At 48.7% G+C, this 25103-nt stretch carries 17 protein-coding genes; all 17 read right to left on the reverse strand.

Going from position 1 to position 25103, the window contains the following annotated elements:
- On the reverse strand, positions 1-2481 hold a 2481-nt coding region (locus tag M3G15_RS18410), incomplete at its 3' end, for a hypothetical protein (RefSeq protein WP_260071697.1).
- Positions 2482-2754: 273 nt separating this feature from the next.
- Complete coding sequence (locus M3G15_RS18415; protein ID WP_260071698.1) at positions 2755-5811, reverse strand: Ig-like domain-containing domain; 3057 nt, start codon at positions 5809-5811, stop codon at positions 2755-2757.
- Positions 5812-6318: 507 nt separating this feature from the next.
- A complete protein-coding gene (locus M3G15_RS18420) occupies positions 6319-6660 on the reverse strand; it encodes a hypothetical protein (protein WP_028538158.1) in 342 nt (113 codons plus the stop codon).
- A gap of 140 nt (positions 6661-6800) precedes the next feature.
- Positions 6801-10766 carry an S-layer homology domain-containing protein gene (locus M3G15_RS18425; RefSeq protein ID WP_260071699.1) on the reverse strand — a complete coding sequence of 1322 codons (3966 nt, stop codon included), beginning with the start codon at positions 10764-10766 and terminating at the stop codon, positions 6801-6803.
- A 641-nt stretch (positions 10767-11407) separates the two neighbouring features.
- Complete coding sequence (locus M3G15_RS18430) at positions 11408-12529, reverse strand: glycosyltransferase family 4 protein (protein WP_260071700.1); 1122 nt, start codon at positions 12527-12529, stop codon at positions 11408-11410.
- Positions 12530-12641: 112 nt separating this feature from the next.
- Complete coding sequence (locus tag M3G15_RS18435; protein WP_260071701.1) at positions 12642-13403, reverse strand: WecB/TagA/CpsF family glycosyltransferase; 762 nt, start codon at positions 13401-13403, stop codon at positions 12642-12644.
- 14 nt (positions 13404-13417) lie between these two features.
- Positions 13418-14563: a polysaccharide pyruvyl transferase CsaB gene (gene csaB, locus M3G15_RS18440; protein WP_260071702.1), complete on the reverse strand. Its 1146-nt coding sequence runs from the start codon at positions 14561-14563 to the stop codon at positions 13418-13420.
- A complete protein-coding gene (locus M3G15_RS18445; protein WP_260071703.1) occupies positions 14536-16554 on the reverse strand; it encodes a DUF5693 family protein in 2019 nt (672 codons plus the stop codon). Before M3G15_RS18445 ends, csaB begins: the two co-directional genes overlap by 28 nt.
- A 65-nt stretch (positions 16555-16619) precedes the next feature.
- The gene (locus M3G15_RS18450) at positions 16620-18338 is read right to left on the reverse strand and encodes a phospho-sugar mutase (RefSeq protein ID WP_260071704.1); all 1719 of its coding nucleotides are present in this window, start codon (positions 18336-18338) and stop codon (positions 16620-16622) included.
- Positions 18339-18376: 38 nt separating this feature from the next.
- Complete coding sequence (gene fabZ, locus M3G15_RS18455) at positions 18377-18799, reverse strand: 3-hydroxyacyl-ACP dehydratase FabZ (protein ID WP_260071705.1); 423 nt, start codon at positions 18797-18799, stop codon at positions 18377-18379.
- 316 nt (positions 18800-19115) lie between these two features.
- Positions 19116-19316, reverse strand: coding sequence for a DNA-directed RNA polymerase subunit beta (locus tag M3G15_RS18460; RefSeq protein ID WP_260071706.1), 201 nt, complete (start codon positions 19314-19316; stop codon positions 19116-19118).
- 12 nt (positions 19317-19328) lie between these two features.
- A complete protein-coding gene (locus M3G15_RS18465; RefSeq protein ID WP_260071707.1) occupies positions 19329-20150 on the reverse strand; it encodes a flagellar hook-basal body protein in 822 nt (273 codons plus the stop codon).
- A gap of 60 nt (positions 20151-20210) precedes the next feature.
- On the reverse strand, positions 20211-21113 hold the full coding sequence (locus tag M3G15_RS18470; RefSeq protein ID WP_260071708.1) for a flagellar hook-basal body protein: 903 nt from the start codon (positions 21111-21113) through the stop codon (positions 20211-20213).
- A 78-nt stretch (positions 21114-21191) separates the two neighbouring features.
- Positions 21192-22190 carry a rod shape-determining protein gene (gene mreB / locus M3G15_RS18475; RefSeq protein ID WP_009223752.1) on the reverse strand — a complete coding sequence of 333 codons (999 nt, stop codon included), beginning with the start codon at positions 22188-22190 and terminating at the stop codon, positions 21192-21194.
- Positions 22191-22436: 246 nt separating this feature from the next.
- Complete coding sequence (gene spoIIID / locus M3G15_RS18480; RefSeq protein WP_009223751.1) at positions 22437-22721, reverse strand: sporulation transcriptional regulator SpoIIID; 285 nt, start codon at positions 22719-22721, stop codon at positions 22437-22439.
- A 516-nt stretch (positions 22722-23237) separates the two neighbouring features.
- Complete coding sequence (locus M3G15_RS18485; protein WP_009223750.1) at positions 23238-23984, reverse strand: M23 family metallopeptidase; 747 nt, start codon at positions 23982-23984, stop codon at positions 23238-23240.
- Between the two features lie 102 nt (positions 23985-24086).
- Positions 24087-25103: stage II sporulation protein D (gene spoIID / locus M3G15_RS18490; RefSeq protein ID WP_260071709.1), on the reverse strand; the 1017-nt coding region annotated here is incomplete at its 5' end.

The following is a 25103-nucleotide window of genomic DNA, read 5'->3' on the forward strand; positions in this document are numbered from 1 at the left end:
ATAATAATAGCCTTGGCTGCCTAATTTAAGTTTTTGACCCTGGAATACATCGTACACATTAAATTGGAAGCTTCCAAAAGTTCTATCTTGGAAAGCAGCATCATCAAAAGAGAAGCTTGCACTTCCACCATTGGTCACTTTAAGGTCAGATTCTGGCACAAATTCTTTCTCGAAAGCCCGGCCTGAAGAATCGACGAGTTCGATTAAGTATTTATGGCCAAATTCACCAATCGCATAGTCCATGTTTCTCGTCATGTTGTAATCAAATACAACGTTCACAGAAGTTGAACCAGTCAAGGTGGCTCTTACATTTTTAACAGTTAACGAGTATGGGAACAAGTCCAAGTTAGTTAAATTTGTTTTGATACTCGGAGTAGTTAACTGAAGCTCCAACGCAGCTGCGTTGACATAGCCTGTTGGTTCACCTTTAATTGGCGTCATTTTATTATCTGTGATACCTTCACCAACGACCAACTTCATATCTGAAGTCGAAATGTTCTTTGGTACTTTTGCCCAGAGTGCCACGATGCTCTTCTCTCCAGGACCCGCAGAAGTTTCAATCTGGCTAACCGTTGCCTTATACGTTTGACCCTCAGATCCTACGAAAGCACCCGCAAATTGAGACAGATCGATTTGACGATCCTCCTTATTTTGGGCTTCCAGCTCAGTGTAAACTAGATTTGATGATGTACCGCTATAAACAAGTGAACGAAGCACCCTTAATTCTTCATTACGCCCAGGAGTATCCAAACTATAGCTTGATCCGGTTGCGATGGTTGGAAGTTCTGGCAACGAACCCCCATTGACAAATTGCACCCACTCAGAAGTGCTATTTTCACCCAGCTTCTCCAATAGAGCAATTTGCAATTGGCTGAAACTCAAATAACTTGGTACCTTAGTAACCACGTAAACATCAGTTGAAGTATTTGGCCCCAATAAACCTACGCTCTGTGAGGTAATGAAGTTTGTGCCTGTAGTAAGGGTAGCACTATCAAGCTTCACTTGTCCTGACAATTCCGGAAGCAAGATTGTTTTAAATCCGGTGTTGTTAATTGTGATTTTGGCAGAAACCAGGTCGCCATCACTCCACGGCAATCTTTGAATCGAGCTAAGTGTGACCCCTAAAATGCCGTTTGGAGTCTGAATAAATTGCTTCTGGCCAATCATGTTCTGCAGAGGTTGAACCTCCGGTAAAGCAAATATCCCGGCCGGATAACTAAAGTTATCCTTCGAATCTGATGCAACAGGCAGATTCATAAAGAGCTGCGCATTTTGTGCATTCACATTCGCAGGTACGCTTACGCTTAAGTTCATGGTTTTCTCTTCAAGAGGCTCTAGTACGTAATTATCCGGAACCTGAGTGGTGATCGGAAGACGGTACCCATCCTTAGTTTGAAGCTGAAATTGATACTTAGGGATGGTTACGGTCGTTCCCGTCGTATTTCTAAAGTTAAAGCGAATCGATAAACTATGTTCATCAAAGCTTTGCAGCACCGTTACGCCGCTAACCTTAACGGCAATTTTACCGCTCCCCAAGGCAATAAACTTCTCGATGTTAGGTTGAACAGCTAAGGACTGACTTGTAGCATTCGGTAATTGCATGGTTGCAATCGGTAAGTTGAGCTTCGATGTTTCATCCTCTTGAATCAGTTGCAATTCCAAATTAGTGAGCTTAATACTCTTAGGAATTTCAGCCATCAAATTCAAGGTCTTATTGTCCTGAGGTTGAATCTTATAATCCGAGCTTGTTGGATCGGCGGACATCGGATAGCTTGCTCCGTTTGCCGTTTTAATGACAAACTTAATTTTAGGATCTTGGAACAGGTTATAACCAATGTTTTGTAAATTCAACCCTACGCTGACATAGTTATAATCACCAGAAGTAAAGGAAGCAAATTGACTCACCTTCGCCTTAACTGGTGTATCGAACATTTTTAGTGTTTTTGATTGGTTAGATGGTGTGGATATTAAATATGTAGCAGGGATTTTAAACTGCCCTTTTAAACTTTCATAATTTGCCTGATTAAAATCCCACTTAATCACTTGAAACACCAAATTGCTAATGGTGACATTCTTACCTACTTTAGCAATATAGGTCAAAGTAGTAGAAGATCCCGCAGACAGTGTTTTCTTTGACTTGTCCTTAGTCATAAGAGATGTGCTGTACGTCGTGCCACTAGTAGTTTTAACTTTGGACCAATAATCCAACAAATCTAATGTCTTATTATCGCCATTTTGAATTGTTAATGTGTAAGTAAGTATATTTTCCTCGTCAAGATTCAGAATATTAACATCAGTCAGGCGCATTGTACTTTTTGCCGTGATCTTTATAGAGTTTAAATTAGCCAAAGTATGTACAACTGTCTTCGTTGGTTGAACAGTAGTCTTCGTTGTTGCGCTTGTTGCGGCCAGGGCTCCATGAGCGCCACTAATTAACATGGTTATGCACAATATAACTGCTGTTACTGGCTTCTTACTCAACTTTTTACCTCCTCATAAAATATAGTTCTCTTAATAATAACGTTTGATTGAGAAAAATGTTTCAGTACGTTACTATATCGTCATTTCAAAGTTACTGACTACTTTTTAGAAAGTTGTTCTACAAGATTATTTTTCTCCATACAGTTTTCTGTAAGTAAAATTCTAATTATTTTCGCGAGCAACTATTATAAAACTCACCTTATAATAGAAGCAAAAAAAGAAAGAGAGCCTATTTTTAGGCTCTCTTTCGGTACAGCTTACTAATTACAACTATTATTGTACTTCGTAAACAGTAACACCAGCAACTGCATTACCAGCGTTATCTTTAATTACCTTAGCACCTTCGTTACTGTCAGAAAGGGCAATTCCAACATACGAACCAGATGTCAGTGCAATTGGGCTTGTGAATGTTACTTGAACTTGATTTGGTGCCGATTGAGTGTAAGAAATATTAGTAGCATCAGCGCCATTTACAGTTACAGTGAATACGCTGCTGTCAGCAGCAACAACAACATTTTCACTGAAGGTCAAGGTTGCAACATACTCATTTGTACCAGTTCCAGCAACTACTGTGAACTTCTTGCCATCAACTTCAACGATAACAGGCTTAATGCCATCTTTAATCGGAGATGTTGCAGTAGTATCTACTTTGAAACCAAATACATCTTGAGTATTTGCAGTTGGAGCTTGAGTATTTGTACCAGCAGTTCTCGAAATAAAGTCCGCATCCAGGGTTGCAGTACCTACTCCATACGCCAAGTCTTTGCTAACCTTGAACGTAGCAATTGTATCATTTCCATCATACTTATAACCTGCAAGGGAAACGTCATATACATCAGATGTTACAGTGGATTTAACACCAAACTCTCTTGCATCGATGTTAACCAATTTCCCATCGAATTTAACTTCAACCGTGTTCTTATCCAACGCCTTAACGTCGGTTGCACCTACTACATGAGCGGAAGTAACAGCAATTTCACCAATATAAGCATTGTTTTCGTATGCGTAGCTTCCATCTTTATCTGCAATCAGAGAAACGCGAAGCTTATTAGCTCCTCCAATGATTGCATGATCTGCAGTGTAAGGTACAGTGATTTTAACAGTTTCAGGAGTGATAAGTTCAACAGTCGAATCAGTTGGTAATGCTTTGTAAGTAGTTCCATTGTCAGTGCTGTAATTGTACTTCGCTGCAGTCAAAGCACTTCCATTACCTTCAGTAGCAACCGGTCTGCTGAAAGTTACATAGAAATATACATCACGTTTTGCACTCGTGCCAGATTGAACTTCAACCCAGAACTTTTTAGCTTCAAAAGTCGCGGTTTTGTTTACGGAGAAACCAACAGAAGTTGGCAAAATTGTGTTTGGAACATAAGCCGTATCTTGAACACCGGTAATATCAATTGTGTAGTCACCGTTGTCAAGACGACCAGCCAATGTAAATTTAACTTTTTTACCGTCAACAGTACCAGCAACAATTGGATGTCCGTTAGCATCCAAGCCTTTGCCTACAACTACTTTTCCATCCTTGTCACGGAAAGTAAAGTTAGCAGTAGCGCCAGCATTAGAAGCAACATTTTCATTAAACTCAATTGTTACTACAGAGTTACCACTTGCATTTGCCTCTTCAGAAGCACCTTTAACTTCTGGACGTTCAGCATCAGCAGTTGGGCTAACTTTAACTTCGCGTGTTGCGGAGTTATTGCTGTAGTCTGTAACGCCTTCGATAACAATGTTGTTCTCACCAAGACTCAAAGCGTTAGCTTTATCAAATTCAACTGTGATTTCATCGGAACCTTTAGTCCAGCTGATTGGCGTTTTAGAACCTTTGGAAGAAACTGTGTTGTACACTTTACCAATCGATTTTACTGGTTCATTGAATTTAATTGTAACTTTGGTGAAGTCTCCACCCGTTGCAGATACAATACTTGGAGCTTCTTTATCCTCAGCAACTGTAAACTCAGTTTCCAAAGGAACGACTTTCAGACCTGAAAAATCTTGAACATCGCTTACTACAAGTTTATGAGTTCCCAGTTCCAATTCAGTGTTAACAACTACCGTTTTGCTGTCGACGTAGTCGATAAATGCAGTAATTGCTTTACCGTCAACTTTATAGTTAGAAGATTTAACTACATCAGCACGATCAACTGGTTCAGAGAACACTACCTTGTAAGCTTTTGTACCAAGACCAACGACTTCTTTAACGCTAGGAGTCGTTACATCAACAGGAGTGAAAGTAACTTCTTGTTTGATAGTCTTGGACTTATCAGAGCTCTTAACCCCATCAACAGTCAGCTTGGTTTCCTTTTGATTTTCCAAGTTATTGCCTTCGGATTTGAACTCTTTAGCCAAAGTCAACACAACAGTTTTTCCGTCTTCAGAAAGAACTGCATCTTCAATTACTCTGTTCAATTTGTAGTTTGCTTCATTTTCAGCTGTTTCTTTATCGACTTTACCGTCGAAAACAACTTTAATTTCTTTAAGGTTGTCAGCAGAAACACTTTCCACTTTAGTTGCTTCGGTCACTGTGTATTCTACACTTGCAGTATACTCATGACCATTATGAGTAAATTTAACCTCATTTTTACCAGCTACCAATTCTTTTTCCAAAGCTACTTTTACTACTTCGCCGTTGGAAAGCGTGAACTCAACGTTCTTGCTGTCAACAACTTTGTAGGATTTAACTGTTGGAACTTGAGCAGCTTCGTAGATAGCGTATGCTGCTACAACTGCTTGGGAGCGAGTTGCTTGAGCTTGGTAGTTGATGCCGTCAGCCAGGTAACCAGCGTTAACAGCTGCTGCTACATAACCTTTAGCCCATGCGGATGCTGTGTTGTTTGCGTCAGCAGGAACTTCCAGTTTCAGAGCAGTTACCAGAACTTTAGCCAGTTCTTGTACAGTTACTGCGCCGTTCGGATCGAACAGTTTCTTAACTGCGTCTTTACCATTGAGGATGCCAGCTTGTGTAGCAGCTTCAATGTAAGGACGGCCCCAGTGGTTCGCATAGTTCTTATCGTTGTAAGAAGTAGCGTCAACTGGTTCCAGGCTCAGGGAGTTAACGATGATTTTCGCGAGTTCAGCGCGAGTCAACGTTCTTTCCAAGTGGGACAGGCCGTCTGGGAAGCCAGATACGATACCTGCTTCTTTCAGAGCGTTAAATTGTTGCTCTGGAGTCAGTTTGGCATCAGCACCGAATGCTACGGAAGCAAACATGGAGAATGCCATTGCTGTAGACAAAGCTACGGACAAAATTTTCTTCATAACCTTTTTTTCTCCTCCTTGATTAACTATCACATGAGAATTTTCTTTAAATGAATAGCTCGTGTTACTCATTAGCCATTGCACCCCCTTTCCAGAGCTTGAGCAGGTTTCCTATAAATTAGGTCTGCAGCAGAACTGCAGAAACTTGTAAACGAGAATGAATAGAATGTAGAAATAGACTAGTTTCCTAATCCTACCTAAACATTATACAATGGGTCCCCAGAGCCGTAAAGCTAATTTTTCTAATAGATAGACAAGTTTCCCTATGAGGGAGACCTTGCCATGTCTAAAACAGTCGCCATTGCCAATGCTCTACATCTTAAACGCAGCAGGTTTCAAAAAGTTGCGGGGGATTTAAAAAAAATTGCGAGATTGTAACTTTTTCTAAGATTCCCCTGTGTTACGCCTTTTTTACTCCCTTACCGCCTGACGGAAATTAGTATATCATGCCGAAATATGTCAGTCATTAAGCAACTTTTCCCATTTTCGCGCTATCTCCATTGTATGTGAGCGCACGACAAATAAGACGTCCAATTTTGGACGCCTTATGGGCAAATCTCGTACCCAAGCGGCCGCAAGTTACCTTACTCTCATGGCCAATTGGATAATACGAGCCCGCATTTGCGGATCGGTATTCAGTTTCTCATACATCTCGTCGATGGCTTTTTTGTTATCTTTGTATGTCTTCTCATGCTTCATCGTGTTATGAGACCATTCAATCAGTTCGTTTTCGGCTGCACGCAGCTCGGTGAATGCGTCATGGAAGCCCGTCTCAATCACAAGACTCTCCATAACTTCCTGGGTTACTTCTTGAAGCTTAGCCGTTTCTTCAATGCGCTTCTCCAATACTTTGGATCTATCCTCAAATTTGCGCTTAGCTTTGGAATAACCCAACTGCGGTTTCGATAGGATCGGTTTCATCTGTTCAAGTTCACCCTTTTGCATATTGTCTATTACTCTGCTTATTTTAACGTAAAGCTCTGGAAAACACAAAAAGATGTAATTGGAAATAAAGAGACGGCCTTGGTTAACCTTGGCCGCCTCCAGTCATTGAACGCCTATTAGCTTAGGTTTTTAGGGAAGATAGACGAGCTTTTCTTCAGAAGTTCAACCGCAACTTTCCCTGCCTCAGCTCTCGTCATGTTGTTTTTTGGATTGAAATTGACGGATGCTTTCTTGCTGCCTGCCGTCGTAACACTTTGTCCATCCATGATTTTCGCTTTGTAAACAGCTTGCACGGCTGGACGTGCATAAGGATCAATTCTTCCCGAATCCAGGAATTGCTTAGCCAACGTTGCATTCAACTTACTATCATTAGCCGGAAGCTTCAGTTTGAGTGCACGAGCAATCATCATGGCTGCCTGTTCTCTCGTGATCGGTTCCTCAACCCCAAAGTATCCTTCAGTAATACCTGTAATGATCCCTGCACGGGAGGCCGTTTCAATATACTTGAACTCCCAGGTATCTGTTTTGGCATTTGGTACAACGTCAAAATAAGTTTGAACTTTATTGTCATAATTCAATGGGATATTAAGGCCTTTGACCAGCAATGTAGCAAATTCCCCGCGAGTCGTCAGATCATCGGCTCCGAACGTATTCGGCTGCAGATTTGCCATAATTCCCTTCGAATACAGAGCATTCAGCATATTCCGTGCCCATGGATGGTTCGTGATATCGCTGAATCCACGGCTTTGCTTCATGACAACATAGTAGCCAAAATCATCAAAAGGCACGGTAATGGTATTATTCTTCGTATCGACAGTCCCGCCGATATTCTCCCATTCCGAATTTTCGGTGAATCGGAATACCGTTACCGTAGTTCCTGCCTCATCCACGACGCTCTTGTTGAAGGCTAGCTTCAACGTGCCGCGTTGGGAAGGTACAAGCTTTCTTTCTGGTTCTCGAAGCAAAAGATCCCGGAAGTTTTGGGAATCGGAGTACTGCGGCAAAATCGAATATGGCGGCAAACCATTTGTCGCCGGCTTATACGAATCTCCGCTTCCATACTCGCCATAACCACCGTTAATCCAGTAAACATCAGAAACTCTAGTAAAATTGCTTGTTTTGGCCGTTGAGTTGAACAACTCGGACAAGTCCTCTGGCAAAGTCAGCGTTGCTAAGCCATTTGGTGTTCTTTCGTCCTTATCAATGTTAAAGAAGTTTCCGTAATCGTTCCGGCGCTCCAAGATCCCGTTCTTAGGATCTGCAATCCCAAATAACAACTTATTGTCCGGATAAAATTTAGTTACGCTACCCTCAGGTACATTTGCTGTTTTTAATACGGTACCTTTAGGGAAAGTTAACTCCAGCGCTTTATTAAACGCTGAATACTTCGTGGCCGGTTTCTCCGTCATATACTGCGAATCCACAGCAACAGCACTCGTATAATAAACCTCTATAGTGTCATTAAGCGTTTCGGTTCCACGTATAATTTGAATTTTGATCTTGGTCGTCTTATCCGGTTTGAGCCCTACAAAATCATAGATAAATCTTGCCGGTGCATTTTCAGGCAGGTCCGTACGACGAATGGCTTCCCCTTTATCAATAATGACTCGGGTTGCACCTTCAGCCTCAATATCGAACCGAACAAAGTTCTTGTTAACGATGATCTGATCGCCTACCGTCGGAACCGGAGATAGAATCCGATATGGTGCCAATACGCGAGAAATCTCCAGTCTTTGCAAAGTCCGGGCTCCCGTAGAATTGATAAGCTCCAGATTATATACCTGACTTCCCAGCGAATCCAGTGCAATATCCTTAATTCTCAATACAAACTTGCCGTTAAATACAGCCATATCATAACCAACGTCCGGTTTACCGCTCCGAACAATGGTTCCTGTAAGAATTTGTGTGCTTGTCATCGCCGTTGAAGTCAGATCCGCAGTAGGTGCATCTGTTTGGGAATTAAAGACGCTCTCGGAGCCCCGCATTAAGTTAATAATTTTGGCTCCTGCCCCTTGAATGATCAGATCATAATTCTTGGCGCTAGTTTCATAAATCTCTCCAACCAACTTAAACTCAGGCGAGCCCGCAAGGATTTGGGTCAGCTGTGTGTTAGCTCCGCTCGTATCATTCAGATCCAGACCTGTAAACGTTACTGCTGGATCAAAAATCTTCGGACGGAAAACAGTAATGTTCGAGACATTTGTATCCAGAATGTACAGTCTCAACTCTTTAACAACCGTTCTGGAATTCCCCTTACCATCCATGGATACCCCGCTGAATTTAATACGGTTCTCACCATAATATAAGGGGCCGTTAACATCGATCGGCAGTTGAATCGAGAAAGTAGGCGCAGCCGTCGTTGGATTAAAGGCAATAGGAGGCGTCAACTTATCATTAGAAACCCCATTCACAAAAAACTGTGGATTTGACAGGTTTTCAAAGTCGCGGTACTCCCCATTAATATCTACGTAAAGGTTCGCTTTACTTGAATCTACCGAAATCGTTTGACCATCATACAAGCCTTCAACATAGATGTAGTTTTTCGTTGCATACGTAATAGTAGCAATTTTGGATGCACTGGAGGTACCAATGCTAAATTTCACTTGTTGTGTACCGCTGGAAAATCCTGTGACTTGGAAAACATGCTGTGTTGCTGTTCCCGTAGTTACAGGAGTAATTGTCGGTCCAGTAGTCCCTCTTGGCAAGTAGACTGCTTTAAGATCACTGCTGTTAAACGCTTGGTCTGCCGTAACCAAAATGTAAAAATTATCTTTATCGGCTTGAGTACCATCCAGATCTGGAAGATCATTGATGTTGGCTGGCGGAGTTGAACTGTCCTTCATATATTTCAATCCGGTAACACCAATCTCGCCTGGAAGGTATTTAAAGTTGATATTCAGAGACGCCGAATAAGTTCCATCATATTGAACACTAAGATTAAATTTTTGGTCCCCACTTCCAAAGGTGAATGGCACACTAACTTCAACTAATCTGTATGCACGGGATACACCGTCTGGTGCAGGAATTTCCGTTTCTGTGGCAGTAAATGCCGTGAACGGCGGATTTGTCGTGTTGAAGAAATCCGTCAGTGTCACATTGCCTTTTCCAGCACCTTGCGATGCACCAAAGGCATTACCAGTATCATTTAATAACATCGAGAACTTGAGTGTTCCAGACACAGGCAGTGCCGGTGTTGTGGCTTCTGTGATGGTTGCCACTTTATTGTTCACATCATATTCAGCACCGTTATACTGGACGGCAATCGTATCGAACGGTTTATTTTTATCAAAGTAATAAACGGAGCGCTCAATTGTAACAGAATCCGCGCCGCTTTTAACAGTAATCGTGATTTTGTTAAGGCCCGGTTTCAAATTTAGGGCCGGCGAAAAGAATTTGCCCGTTTGTGTTAATGTAGTGACTAAACCCGTGCCCCCATTCACACTAACGGTTACTTCCGTCGCGTTCTTCACTTCACCGGAGATCGAGACGTTTTCTTTATCTGCAACAACCTCCGAACCCTCGTTTAAGTAAATGGTTCCATAACTGGATCCTAACAATTTCAAATCTTGTACGTAAGGAACTTGATCAAATAAAGCATAGAAAGTAGATTCGCGTGTTATCCCATTTTGGGAACCCGACAACGTGATCCGGTTAAACCCCGGGAATAACGGCAAGTTGGTAACTTTAAATTTATCCTGAAAAGAGGACGAAGTATCTCGAGAGATATTCCCGTTCTTAAATTGGGAGCTATCTGTCTCCCAGACCCCCTCACCCGTAGCCTGATTTGTAACTTTAAAGGTCAAACGTTCAACTTTAACCTTTAGGGAGTCCTCAGTAACCTGAGAATAAGTACCGGTAAAAGTCATCGTAGGAAGCGTTGTTGTATACATTCGGCTATCCCGAGCGACTTGGTCTGGACCGGGAGTGAGTGTTAACGTAGTCGTATTTCTCAGAGTTAAGTCATCCGGAATAAAATAGTTGCCCTGAGCAGCATTGGCCGTAGGAACGAACCCCGATGGCAACAATGTGATGATCAATGCTGTAAGCATCAACCATATGAAGGGCTTCTTCAAGCGTTGCATGGATAAATCTCTCCTTTGTTATGTAGTGTGTGTTGATGTCCCCGTCAAAGTTCTGCAGGGACTGCCCATAAGCGTCACTTACATATGTTATCGGTCGAAAGTTGGAAGAATTTTAGGAAAACTTGAAAGAGAATCCAACGAAAATCCTGGGGCACAAAAAGATGCCGTTTCGGCGTGGCTTGCTCCGGCATAGATCGCTCTTAGATTATCCCGTTCGCTCAGTCTGCCTTTCAGGAATAGTAACCTTCCTCCTCAGCGCACTGCCTCGGCAACCCTCATCCGTCTCGCTAACGGACCGTAATGACCTTATTCGTCGATTTCCCACTCATTTCCCGTCCTAACGGACTACAGAGACCTTATTGAGCTCATTCTGACGTAAAACTTCCGAAGCAGCACGAAATAAGGTCTCCACGGTCCGTTAGAATCCAATTGGCAGCAATCAAGCGCAATTAACGGCTCTGGAGTCCGCTAGATCAGGGGGACTATAAGAGGTGCAGAGCGGTTGAAAGTGCTTCGGGCCGAACAGGGAGGGTACCCGGCTGAATCAAGCACAAAAAAACAACCCCTGCGGCTCATCACCGCCAAGGGTTGTCCTAGTACAAGTAAAGAAATGCATAATTGCCCTGCATTTAGGAATGCTATTATTTCGTACCGCGCTCCTCCGACACCTTCATGCGAAGGCGGGCGAGGAAGTCGAGCACGGGGCGCTTCGTCTTGCCGATCAGGCCGATGACCTCGGCACCGATTTGCAGGAAGAAGACCATCACGCAGATGACGACAAACGTCACCCAGTTTGCATTGTACATTGCGGCCGACGATTGGATCACGGCCAGCACACCGAAGAAAGCGGCGATGCCGTAAATGATCAGCACCGTCTGGCGGTGGCTGAATCCGAGCTCGCGCAGGCAATGGTGCAAGTGCCCCTTGTCCGGCGAGAAGATCGGCTTCTTCTGCATCCAGCGGCGCACGATGGCGAACATCGTGTCCGAGAGCGGCACGCCGATCAGGATCAGCGGCGTCAGGAACGACACAATCGCAATCTGCTTAAAGCCGAGCAGCGACAACAGCGCTAAGCTAAAGCCCAGGAACAGGGCGCCCGAGTCGCCCATGAAGATTTTGGCCGGGTGGAAGTTAAAGTACAGAAATCCGATAATGCTGCCGAGAAGCAGCAAGCAGAGCAGCGCCACCATCACATTGCCCATCAGGAACGCCATAACCGCAATCGTCCCGATCGCGATGGCAGAGACCCCTGCAGCCAATCCGTCCAATCCGTCAATCAGGTTAATGGCATTCGTCACGCCAACGATCCACAGAATGGTGAACGGAATGGCCACCCACGTCTCCACTGCAGCATACGTGTGAAACGGAATATTCGCAAATTCAATCCGGATATCGAACACGAACACGACCACGCAGGCCGTCGCAATTTGAATCAGAAATTTCAGTTTCGCCGGCAAATCGAAGCGATCGTCCAAAGCGCCCAGCAATACGGTAATCGTTCCGCCTACCAGGAAAGCTTTGATGAAGTTCACTTCGCGTACCGTGAATACGTCAGGTAAGAATGGAAGAAGCAGAAAAAACGCGATGACAAAAGATAAAAATATCCCTAAACCACCGAGTCTCGGCATAATTCGTGTATGCACTTTGCGCGCATTGGGCACATCCACGGCGCCGACCTTAACAGCGAATTTCTTTACGAGCGGCGTTAGGCCCAAAGCCAAGCCAAGTGAAACGATAAACCCGATGATATAGATCATCAACATTCAATTTCGACCTCCAATTGTTCTGCACCGGAATGATTATACTCCGATTAAGGAGAAACACCAACCCCGCATTTGCGCAAAAAATCACAGTAATTCATGGAAATCGAGACTTTTAGCCCATTTTCGTAAGGTTTTCTTTCTCCCGCAGCACGCGTACGGCGAATTTCGGCAGCGCCAGCATTCTGCGGAAGCGGGTAGGTTCCTTCAACAACCGGTACAGCCATTCCAGCCGAAGCTTCCGGAAGGCCATCGGAGCTCGTTTGGTTCGCCCGGAAATCACGTCGAAGCTGCCGCCGACGCCCATCATGACAGGGACGCGCAGGACGTCTTTGTATTTGGCGATCCAAGGCTCCTGCGTGTCTGCCCCCCGTGCAACAAACAGCAGATCAGGCGCGGCTTTGACGATTTCATCGATCACTTCTTGGTCTTGATTCGGACCGAAGTAGCCGTCGCGATATCCCACGATCGTCGTCCCGGGATATTGCAAGGCCAATCGGCGAGCCGTTTCCTTCACGACGTCCGGCGCTGCACCAAGCAGGTACACCTTCCAGCTGCGGCGTTCCCCTTGCTTCATCAATTCGTGCAGCAGCTCGTACCCCGGCACGCGTTCTGTCACCGGATCACCGCCTTTTTGCGCGGCCCAGACCAGGCCCGTTCCGTCCGGCACAATCAATTCGGCGGTTCTCATCATCGCTTTATATTCCGGATTCTCAATCGCCGCCATCATCATGATCGGATTGGCCGTAATCACATGATGCGGCGTCTTGGCGGTGACCACATCCGTCAAATAGGCGACTGTCTCCTTCATCCCCCATTTGCAGACGGGAACGCCAAAGACCGAAACCGTCGGGATACCTTCCTTGATCATCGTCATCACCTGTTCACCCATCACTTTCGTAAAAATTCAACGATCCGCCACGCGGGCACCCTTGCTTCCCGCTTCAGTTCCGCGATTTGCGCGGCGTGGGTCTTGCGCCACGTCCCGGCTTCCTGCAGGAGGCGCTCCCCTTCCGCGGCCAAGATCCGCGGATCCAGCTCCTCCGCGGTCCCGACCGGGACGCTTCCGATGCGACCTAAGAAATGGTCGATCTTCGGGTCATACGAGACGCCGAGCAGCGGTACGTTCTGCGAGGCGGCGTAGATCAAGCTGTGCAGCCGCATGCCGATCAGCAGGCTGCACTGGCTGACCTCCCGCAGCATATCCTGCGGGTGCTCCGCCTCTGGCGCGATGCTCACGGTGCAGCCGCGTTCCGCCACATTTCCCAGCCGTTCCATCACGAAACGTGAAGCTTCGTCGTCGCCAGGGAAATGGAAGGGCAGGAAGCGGATATGCACCGGCTTGCGGCGGCAGAGCAGCGAGAGCCCCTCGGCCAGCTGCGTGAGATCGGTTCGCGATGGGTTCCAGAAGCGAACCGATACGCCAACGACCGGCAGCTCGGAAGCGGACTCGCCTTCCTCGCGGTGCCCTTCCGAGGAGCGATCCGCAGGCTCCCGAAGCGTCAGCCCCATCACGGGGTCGGGCACGACCTGGATGGCGTCCTTACCGCGCAGCCCCATGTCCCGGAGCAGGCTGGCCGATTCCGCATCGCGCACGGAAATATAGTCGCAGCGCCGGAACACCGAAGCGATCAAAGGCCGGAACAGCTTGCGGTTCACTGGTCCGATGCCCTGAGCATACACGAAGGTCGGCTTGCCGAGCCATTGCGCCAGCTTGATGATACCCAGATAATACGGAATCGACTTAATCCCCGTCGCATCCTGCAGCAAGCTGCCGCCTCCGCTGATCAATCCGTCGCTGCTCTTTATAGCCTTCCTTACCTCTCCGAGTTTCATCCGGTGTACAGCTTCCACACCATACGTGCGGCTTGTCCACTCCGGATCGATGGACAGCACAACCGGCTTGATGTCCACGCCCGAGGTAAGTCCTTCTTCTTCCAACGCGGTCAGGATGGATTGAAGCACCGCTTCATCCCCGCTGTTGCGAAACCCGTAATACCCCGACAGAACTATGGTTTTAGTAGTCGTGGCGACCATTTATCCCAGCACCTTTCAATGATTTGCCAAACCAGAACGGCAATCAAACCAATCACAAGACCAAGTCCGAGACCCAGAACATCGCGGATCAACGAAAGCACGGCCGGCGTGTGAATATGTGCGAACGTGTCGACCATCGACAATTGGCCCATCACCGCGATAATCATCGCGAACATCGCCCAGCGATAGCGAAACGCGGCAAACAGACCAACGATAAAGAGCGGATGCGCCAGCAAAAATTCTTTGTTCCGCGGCCGAACACCAAAGGTGTTCTCCAGGAAAGAACGGAAAGCCGCTTCACCCGGAAGCAACGTTCCAGAATTCCCAGTACGGGACAGGTAGTACAGCGCCGCCACTCCAAGTACAGCAGCAACGACTACCCAAAGCACCGTAATCCGCATGCTAAGCCATTTGCGCAATTCCTCCCAAACCGAGTTCCCCCGATATAAGAAGACATATACGGCGATCAGCAGGATTGGCGCCAAATGCAGCAGGCTGACGCCACGGAATTGATTCAGCACCAGGCTGTACGTAATGTTGTTCAAGAGCGCGATCACGAACGGTACAGCGAATAGGGACAGCAACGATGTTTTGATATACAACACAATCGTATGGGTCAGCCGCCGTCCGCCCGAGAGATTCGGATGCTTCTCTTGAAGCTCCTGCACCTTGCGGATCGCCAATACCATCGCAATTGTCGGCGCGCTGATGGCTACGAACAGAGCCAAGGCTTGCTCAAGCAAGACCGGATTCAGCACGTACAGTCCAGCCGAACCTACCAGGCCGAGCACAAAAGCTGCCAGTGTAAGCGACGGCAGGAAGCAGGAAATCAGCAACGCTACAAACGCTACGCCTCCAAGGACAACCAGCGCTTTCAGGTATCTCTGCCAGCTAGCGTCGTGAATCGTGAAAGCCTCAGCTTGTCCCAGCTCAAATCCGTTGTTTTCGATCCGCTTCATTGCATTCCCCGGAGCTTGCAGCGAACCAATCAGATTATCGATGGGATTCGTAATCGACGCTTTCGCCACGTCCTTGGAAGCAGAAGCGTTGAGATAAACCATCCGGATGTTCCGGTCTTTGGTCGCCAGAACGAACCGGTCGGCCAGCGTCATCTTATCCTGGGAAGCCTCCGCATCCGACAAGGAATGCAGGCGCACCACGTTATAATCGATCAGGTAAGCCAGTTTGTTAAAGCCTTTTTGCGGAGCCTTCAAATTTTCGATGGCCGCGATGCCGATGTTGTATTTTTTCAGCAAATCCGCAAAGCCCTGCAAACTATGCTTCGTCTGATCCTCGTTAAAGCCTTTCACCGCTTCGCCGTCGAACAGAATGCGATTTACCCCGTTTTCAGCGAAAAAGGCCAGCAGTTGATCCATCTCTTCCTGATCATAAGGGATATTGTCCGAAAGCCGCGGCAAAATCGTAAAGCCTTTCTCCCGCAGCATGTTAAACGCAATCGGATCTAGCGGCATCGGCTTCATCATCGCTTCTTCCATGCCCATACCGATAGCGAGCCCGCCATGATCTTGATACTGCCAGTTTGCCACCGGCACGTCCAGCTGGCGGAATGCCGCTTCGATCATCGGCTTCAACTGCGCTTCGTTCTCCGCACTTGTAAACGCCAGGTAGGTGTAATTGCCGCTATTCGTCACGACGGCACCGTTCAGCTTCGCAACTTCCAGCGAACTAAATACCATAATCCGGCGCGCTTTTACCAATTCGTCCAGCGTGCTTTCAAACATCGCCATGGTGCCCACGCCAGCTTCTTTCAGACGGTCCAGCTGCTCATCCATATACGCCTGGGGATTCGCCTGATACGATGCGATATCCAACAATCCTCGATAATTAAAGACGAACTCCACTTTGTTTGCGGAGGATTCCGTTTGAACCCGCTGCGCGATCACCGGCACAGAAGCCAGGATTCCGACAATCACCAAAACCCACAACAATTTTCGGGAAGCGTTATTCCACCGCTGCCAACTTCGAATCACTAAGGTACCTCCTCAAAAATGCATGAATCCACATCTGTTATTTGTTTCCCCAACCTGCTTGCCGATTATTGATCGACGCGGGCAAGAACGTCTTCTTGAATCCGGTTCAGACGCGACTTGGCATCTTCCGCAGATGTGCCGCAAACGCCAAAATAGAATTTGATCTTCGGTTCCGTACCCGAAGGGCGCAGACAGAACCACGAACCGTCATCCAGCAAAAACTTCAGCACGTTCTCCTTCGGCAATCCGTCCAGGCCATGCGAGTAATCGAGTACTTCGGATACACGCACGCCCCCAACTTCCTGCGGCGGGTTGCTGCGGAAGGCTTCCATCAACGCCCCGATTTGGGCCAGGCCGTCCTTGCCTTTTAACGTACGGGAAGCTAACGTTTCGCGGTAATAGCCGAACTGTTGGTACAGCTCCTCCAACACGTCGATCAAGGTCTTTCCTTGGCGTTTGTAATACGCTGCCGCTTCGCAGATCAACATCGAGGCTACGACGGCATCCTTATCGCGCGCATAGTTGCCTGCCAGATATCCGTAGCTTTCCTCATAACCGAACAAATAAGTATACTCGCCGGAAGCTTCAAATTCGTTCATCTTCTCACCGATATATTTGAAGCCGGTCAGCGTGTTAAACACCACAGCCCCATAGTGGCGGGCAATCGCAGCGCCAAATTCGCTGGTTACAATCGTCTTGACAACCGCGCCGTTGTTCGGAAGCTTTCCTCTTTCCTTCATTTGACTCAATACATAATGAACGAGCAAGGAGCCCGATTGGTTACCGGTAAGAATTTCATATTCTCCGTCCCGCGTGCGCACAACGGCCCCCATCCGGTCCGCATCAGGATCTGTACCGATCAAGATATCCGCGCCCACTTGCTTGCCGAGCTCGATAGCCATCGTGAACGCTTCCCGTTCTTCTGGGTTCGGGGACTTCACCGTTGGAAAATCACCATCCGGCATTTCCTGTTCCTTCACAATATGCACTTGGGTAAAACCAAGCTTCTCCAAAGCACGGCGAACCGGAAGGTTCCCTGTCCCATGCAGCGGCGTAAAGACAACCACCAGATCTTTAGCTGCTCCGGAAGTCATGAGCTCGCGATTGACACTGGTGTTCGCTACCGTATCCGCAAAGGCTTCATCCTCATCGGCACCCAGCCATACGAGCAATCCCTTCGCTTCCGCCTCTTCGCGGCTTAACCGTTTGACTTGGGCGAAAGAAGCCACTTTCTGAATCCGAGCAATAACCTGCTCCGCTTCATGCGGAACGAGCTGGCCGCCCGTCGAGTTATATACTTTATAGCCGTTGTACTCCGGCGGATTATGACTTGCTGTGATGACGATACCCCCGGTGGCCTTCTGAGCGCGTACAGAGTAGGAGAGCTGCGGCGTTGGGCGCAACGATGGGAACAGCTTGGCTACGATGCCGTTGCCGGCCAGCACCAAAGCAGCTTCCAACGCAAACTCCGGCGAGAAGTGACGGCAATCATGCGCAATGACGACCGAAGGTGCCCCGGCTTGGCCCGCATGCGCTTCCAGAATATATTCGGCAAACCCTTGCGAAGCACGGGCTACCGTATAACGGTTCATGCGGTTGCTCCCCGCGCCGATCACGCCGCGCAACCCGCCTGTCCCAAACTCCAGGTCGCGATAGAAACGGTCCTCGAGTTCGGCTGGGTTATTTTCCAAATCACGCAATTCCTGTTTGGTTGCTTCATCAATCGTTGGGTCCTGCAGCCAGCTCGCCAGCTTCTCACGGACGGCATTACTGATTTCAGTCATGATAGGTTCTCCTCCTTAGTGATTACGATTACGCCCGATTAAGACAAGGCGAACATGATGTCTCCCTCGGCAACAATTTTATCGTCCACTTTCGCAATGGCATGGCCTTTACCGATGGAGCCCTTCATCCGGGTCACTTCGACCTCCAAGCGCAGCGTATCTCCCGGGACCACTTGCCCGCGGAAGCGGAATCCATCCAGTCCAGCCAAGAAGCCGATCTTGCCGCGGTTCTCCTCAACGTTAAGGATCGCAACAGCTCCGACCTGCGCCAGCGCCTCTGTAATCAACACGCCAGGCATTACAGGGTATCCCGGAAAATGTCCGGTAAAGAACGGCTCGTTAATCGTCACATTCTTGATCCCAACGGCGCGCTTGCCTTCCTCCAGCTCAATAATGCGGTCCACCAGCAAAAACGGAGGACGGTGCGGCAGAATTTCCTGAATTTGGTTCGTGTTTAACATATGTAAGTCTCCTTTCGGTTTGTGGCATGAGTCTCGATTGGATGCGTCCCAACTTGAATAAAAATGCGGGGATCCGTTCAAACTGTAGATATCCTTCGCCTCTGCAGAAGCGAAGGTTAAGATAAGGGGCTTATCCGCAAACGACCTCCCGGTCGATTACGGATAAAGCCCTTTTGACGTTTTTCCTCACCTAAGTCCCCCATCATTATACATTTTTCGCCTACAAAAAGAAAACTCCCGTCAGCCGAGAGTTTGTGGACATTTTTGTTATTTTTGCTCAGTTTCTACTATATAATAGCGGCCATCTGGATGCCCTTTATGGAGCAAAGACCAGATCAAATACATGCTTCCAAGTTGCCCAGTGCCATATATCGGACATCTCTTGTTTGCCGAACACAACATACCCAACGACCATACCTGCCGCCAGAGCCGCAACAAGAACGAGCAACACGAGCACGATCTTCAGGATGACGATCCAGGCCGGCCGTTTGCTCACCGGTTGACTGTCTTCACTCATGAAGCATCCCACCTATCCGCGCAAGTTGTTGGCTAGACCCATCATCGTTTCACCCGAGGTTAGCGCGCGAGCTGTCAATTGGTAGGCGCGCTGCACCTGAAGCATTTCCGCCATCGCTTCCGTCATATCAACGTTAGAGGCTTCCAGCGCCCCTTGGCGCAAGCTGGCCCGTTGTCCCGTCGGCAGGGTGAGGTTGTCCACCATCACGTCGGCAGGGGTAACACCATTGGCCAGGATAAAGAGGTTCCCGTCCTTCTGAACGAGTGACTCCGGCTTCTCAGCCTTCAACAAGGCGATTCGTCCCACTTCCGTTGTGCCTTCCCCATTGGTGGCCAGGATATTCCCGTCAGCGTCAATGCTCAGCTTGGCATCGGATGGGAACGTGATCGGATCCCCTTCAGCGTTTAAGACCACATATCCTTGTTGATTCACCAAGAAAGCCGACTCTGCATCATCCGGGTCCGGCTGAATTTGAAAATCCCCGCCCCGAGTATAGGCGACATCCCCTTCCGGCGACCATACGCTAAACATCGCATTGCCTTGAATGGCCAAATCCGTCATATTGCCAGTCTCTTGAATCGAACCCTGAGCATAATTGACAGTGACCTGCGACATTCTGGAGCCAAAACCAAGGGTGAATCCGGACGGTGTAGCCCGGCCCGGCAGATTCAGATCGGAAGTCTGGTTCTGCACCCGGGTCAGCGTGTCTTCAAAGTTGGCTTCTTTTCGTTTATACCCTACTGTGTTCGCATTGGCGATATTATCGGCCAGCAAGTCCAAACGCTGTTGAATGCCGCTCATCGATACCATCGCGCTGATGACGGTGTTATTCATGCCGCACCTCCTGTATTAAGCAAAAGCAACCGCACATTGATCACTGTAATTTGCTGTACGTTATTGTACTTTGCCAATTTCATTAACCGCTTTATCCAAGCTTCGATCATAATATTGAATGATTTTTTGGTTGGATTCATAAGCTCGTTGGGCGGCCAGCAAATCCACCATAGATTGGGCGGTATCAACGTTAGATACCTCAAGATAGCCTTGGCGTATCACAGCCCCATCCGCTCCAGGCACCAGCTCACGTACTCCCGCCGCCTCTTCATCCGCCACCCGGAAGACGCCGTTGCCTTCACGGAGAAGCTGGTAAGGCTGTTCCACCACTGTAATTCCCAAGGCACCCAGATTCACCAGGGCACCGGTGTTATCCACTGCCGTTAAATTTCCGGCTTCATCGCTGGACAACGTGTCCAAGGACAAGCCTGCATTCAGGATGATCGGATTGCCGTCAGTGTCCAGCACCCGATAACCGGTGGACGTTCTCAGCTCTCCCGCCGCATTCACCGTAAAGCTGCCGTCCCGGGTATATCGTACATTCCCCTCGTTATCCGCAACGGCGAAAAAGGCCTGCGGCTGATAGATCACTTCGCCGTCCTCTGTGACGAATTTACCGGAAGCGTCAAACGCATAAGGCTCACCCGTTGCCGGGTCATTCAAGCTAAGCTGCGAGATCAAGGCAAAATCGGTATTCTTTCCGGTTTCCTTCAAATCCCCTTGTGTAAACGCCGGCAGGCTCTCTTCCGCAAACACCCCGGTTACCAGCTTCCCGATTTGCTTGTTGTTCCCGGACTGCTTGTCCCCCATCAAGGAAATCAGCATTTCGGGAAAAGAGCGCGCTACGGTATTCACCGATTTGTAGCCCGGTGTGTTGAGATTGGCGATATTCTGCGTAACTGTATCATGCCGCCGTTGTTCGGCGATCATGCCGGATGCTGCGGTATAGAGACCTCTTAGCATGACTTACCTCCAGACGCTATGTATTCTAAATGCCCTATTGTTCCGGGCAATTCATTCCTTCTTTATTTTATCGGACGATTAGAACTTTCTTCTTAGCACCTTGTCCAAATTATCGAGCATAATCCCCGTACCCTTTACCACACAGTGCATCGGATCTTCCGCAATAAGCACCGGTACGTGAAGCTCTTCGGCAAGCAGCTCGTCCAACCCGTTCAGCAGAGCGCCTCCTCCGGTCAAAATCACGCCGCGGTCAATGATGTCGGCGGACAATTCCGGCGGAGTGCGCTCCAGCACCGATTTGGCGGTGGCAACAATGGAGGATACCGGATCAGCCAGGGCCTCCTGGATTTCTTTCGCCGTGATCGTCACGGTCAGCGGCAGTCCGGACACCATGTCCCGTCCGCGGATATCCATCTCCGCCTGCCGTCCGTTCGGGTGCACCGTTCCGATTCCAATTTTGATATCCTCTGCTGTCCGTTCCCCGATCAGCAGCTTGTACTTCGTTTTAATATATTTAATGATGGCAGCATCAAACTTGTCCCCAGCGACTTTAAGTGACGAGGCCGTGACGATGTCTCCCATGGAGAGCACCGCCACATCCGTCGTCCCGCCGCCGATATCGACAACCATGTTGCCGCTCGGTTCGAAAATATCCATGCCGGCCCCGATGGCGGCCGCTTTAGGTTCTTCTTCTAAATACACTTCTTTGGCGCCGCTGTGTTCGGCGGCTTCGCGAATCGATTTCTGCTCGACCGACGTAATGTTCGTCGGCGCGCAGATCAGAATTCTCGGATGGCTGTACCAGCTTCGCCCGCCCACCCGGTCAATAAAATACTTCAACATCGTTTCCGTAATTTCAAAATCGGCAATGACTCCGTCCTTCAAGGGACGAATTGCAGTGATATTTCCAGGCGTACGACCTACCATCCGTCTAGCTTCCTCACCGACGGCCAGTACCCGTTTCCCGTCGCTGTCAATGGCGACAACGGAAGGTTCGTCAAGTACGACTCCCTTCCCCTTGATATGAATTAGCACATTGGCCGTGCCTAAATCAATCCCAATATCCTTGCCCATCATTCGATCCCCCAAAGCGTATTTTTGTAAATCACGGAAAGGACGTAGCGGTCCTACCTCATGTGATATGGCAGAAGCGTCCCGCTGACTAGGTGTTGTTTATCGACAAAAGTCGAAGAATATCGCGAAATTTCGGGATAAATGGATGAAAATCCACATCATCTTATACCATATTTAAAAATACCATACTTTAGGGGATTGATTCAATGATTATCGTTCGATGAGTGAACTAAATAAATTCATTACTCATTAATTAACGGAGCTAATCACCTCACGTTTGGATTGACCTTTTTTCTTATACTTGATCTTCGTTGCTTCACCGCCGCGCAAGTGTCTAATCGATTTGTGATATTCGAGAATGTGCTTCACCTGATCCGCTAAATCCGGATTAATCTCCGGCAAACGTTCGGTTAAATCCTTGTGCACCGTGCTTTTCGAAACGCCGAATTCCTTGGCGATCGTCCGAACTGTGTGCCGTGTCTCCACGATGCACCGTCCAATCTTTATCGTCCGTTCCTTGATGTAATCGTGCACGCTCCCGCCTCCCTCAACTCGAGATAGTTTGGTACATTATATGAGGGGCGGGCTTAGATATTCTTTGTTTCCAAGCGTGACAAGCCTTTGCGGGGCCTTTTATTTTACCGTTGGTTACTAAGGGAGTAGCTGCAGCTCGGTTGGACAAGTGAAGTGAAGTGCGTAAAACGGAGTAATGGAGTTACCATCTTCATGCTTCATAAAGGACTTTTTTGGCCTTATTTGGGCGTTCGAGCTTGATCTGCACGAGATAAGGACAAAATAGGCTCTTATTTGTCTCGATCCTCAGGAAAACAAGCCTTATGAGGCTTGGATCAAAAAAATAAGGCCAATATTTTCCCTTATTTACTCGGGAAGCCGGAATTTCCGGTAAATAAGGCCTTTTTGTACCCTTATTGCGAATGAGGACAAAAAAACGGAGAGCTCTTCGCTCTCCGTCAGGCCTGCTGCCGTAGTCCTCGATGTTTGGATCGGCTGGCAGTGCCTTACATGGGATGGATGGGTTATTGCAAAACGTTAGTTTTTCGGAAGTACGGATTCCGGATTCACCAGCTCGCCATTTTCATAAATTGCAAAATGGACGTGGTTGTCGAGATCCTTCTCCACTTCGTTGCGGCCGGCGCTGCCGATAATGTCGCCTTGCTTCACTTCGGCATCCTTCTTCACCTTAACTTCGCCTAAGCTTTCGTATACCGTCTTCAGGTTGTTAGCGTGCGTAATTTCCACCACGTACCCGAGGAGCGGCACTTCTTCAACCCGCGTCACTTTCCCGCTCATGGCAGCCGTGACTTCGAAAGGCTTACGGTCTTCGCGCGCCAAGTCGATCCCGGTGTTTGGCGTAAACGTATCGTTGTACTGCACCAGGGCGGCTTGATGTTCTTCGGCCGTGCCATCCTTCTCATAGAACGGCTTCACCACACTAACTTCGGCGGCATTCACTACCGGCCAAGCGAGATCTTCGGAGGAGGCGATGACTTCGGTTGCTTCTTCCTCTGTCGTTCCCTCTCCCGTTGCGGCTTCCTCTTCGCCAGACAGGTTCACGGTGTCGGTCACGCTGGCGGGGGTCGAGTCCATCGGCTTGTTGCTCGCATCCTGGTAGACCCACACTAAGGTTAGTATAATTGCCGCTGCCGCCACATACGCTGCCGGGTAAACCCATCTCTTTGACAATAATCTCTTCCACGCGGATACCGGCTTCACCGGTTCTCCCAGTCCCATTTTAGGAGATTCCTCGTGACTTGTTTTTTTCTGGTTTTCATTCATTTGCTCATCACCTCAGTAACCAGTGTTACCGGGGTGAACTCTTTTATACTTCGTCTATATACTTTTTTTTTCAGAAAAAAGAGAAACTTCGCATTCAAGCCACTACTTGAGAAAATGGGAGACCTGCTGAAACGAGATTCCCGTGTAGTAGTGTTTGAGGATTTGCGTGGTTGTATAACCCTCTTTCGCCATCCCGTTCGCTCCCCACTGGCTCATGCCAACGCCGTGGCCGTAGCCATAGGTGGTGATCTTCACGGTATCGCCGGCCACCGCCAGCGTAAACTGGCTGGAGCGAAGGTCCAGCTTCTCCCTAACTTCCCGGCCGGTGTACACCTTGTCGCCGATGCGAATTTCTTTCACCCGACGCCCGGTGGTCCAAGAGAGGATCTTAAACAGCTTGTCGGCACTCAGCTTCGACGCCGCCGCTTTGGCTTGGGCTTCCCCCTGATCCAGCGCAGCTAATGCGGTCTGCACCGGTTCCGGCACTTTCTGTCCCAGCTTGGCGTAAAGCTGGGTGAGCGGCATTTCCACGGTTTCGCGGTTGTTCGGATTGATCGCCGCATCCCATGGGCTAGGCACGCTGCGCAAATAAGGAATTTTCAGCGACCAATATTCCTCGGAGTTCTCCGTGTATCCGCCGCTGGAAGAGAAGAAGGAAGCGGTGATCGGCTGTCCGCGGAACGTCATGACGATTCCTGCGGTCTGCCGGACGGCTTGACGCAGCTTCTCCAGCTCTGCGCCCTTCCCCCGGCTTGGCCACTCTTCCAATTCCGCACGGGGGAGATAGACTTGATGATTGGCGGTGTCGTTGACATCCGCATCTTTGCTCCCGGTGCCTGAGGGTTCTCCAGCGGCCAGCCGCTGGACGATAAAGGTGCGCGCCGCGATGGCCTGCGCTTTGAGTGCCGCGAGCTCGAAGTCCGCCGGCATCTCGGCGGCGAGCACGCCGGTGACGTATTGCTCGAGCGGCACGGTCTCGACCACGCCGGTGCGCGTGAGATAGACGCGCACCGGCGGCCCGCCCGCGGCCGCCGCGTCAGCGGCGTCCGGCTGCGCGGGCGGCGCCTCCGCGCGAGCCGCGTCCTGCGGGCGCGGCTCCGCTGCCGGCGGCACGGCGGC

This window comes from Paenibacillus sp. p3-SID1389 (assembly GCF_025151705.1).
GTDB classification, from domain to species: Bacteria; Bacillota; Bacilli; order Paenibacillales; family Paenibacillaceae; genus Fontibacillus; species Fontibacillus phoenicis.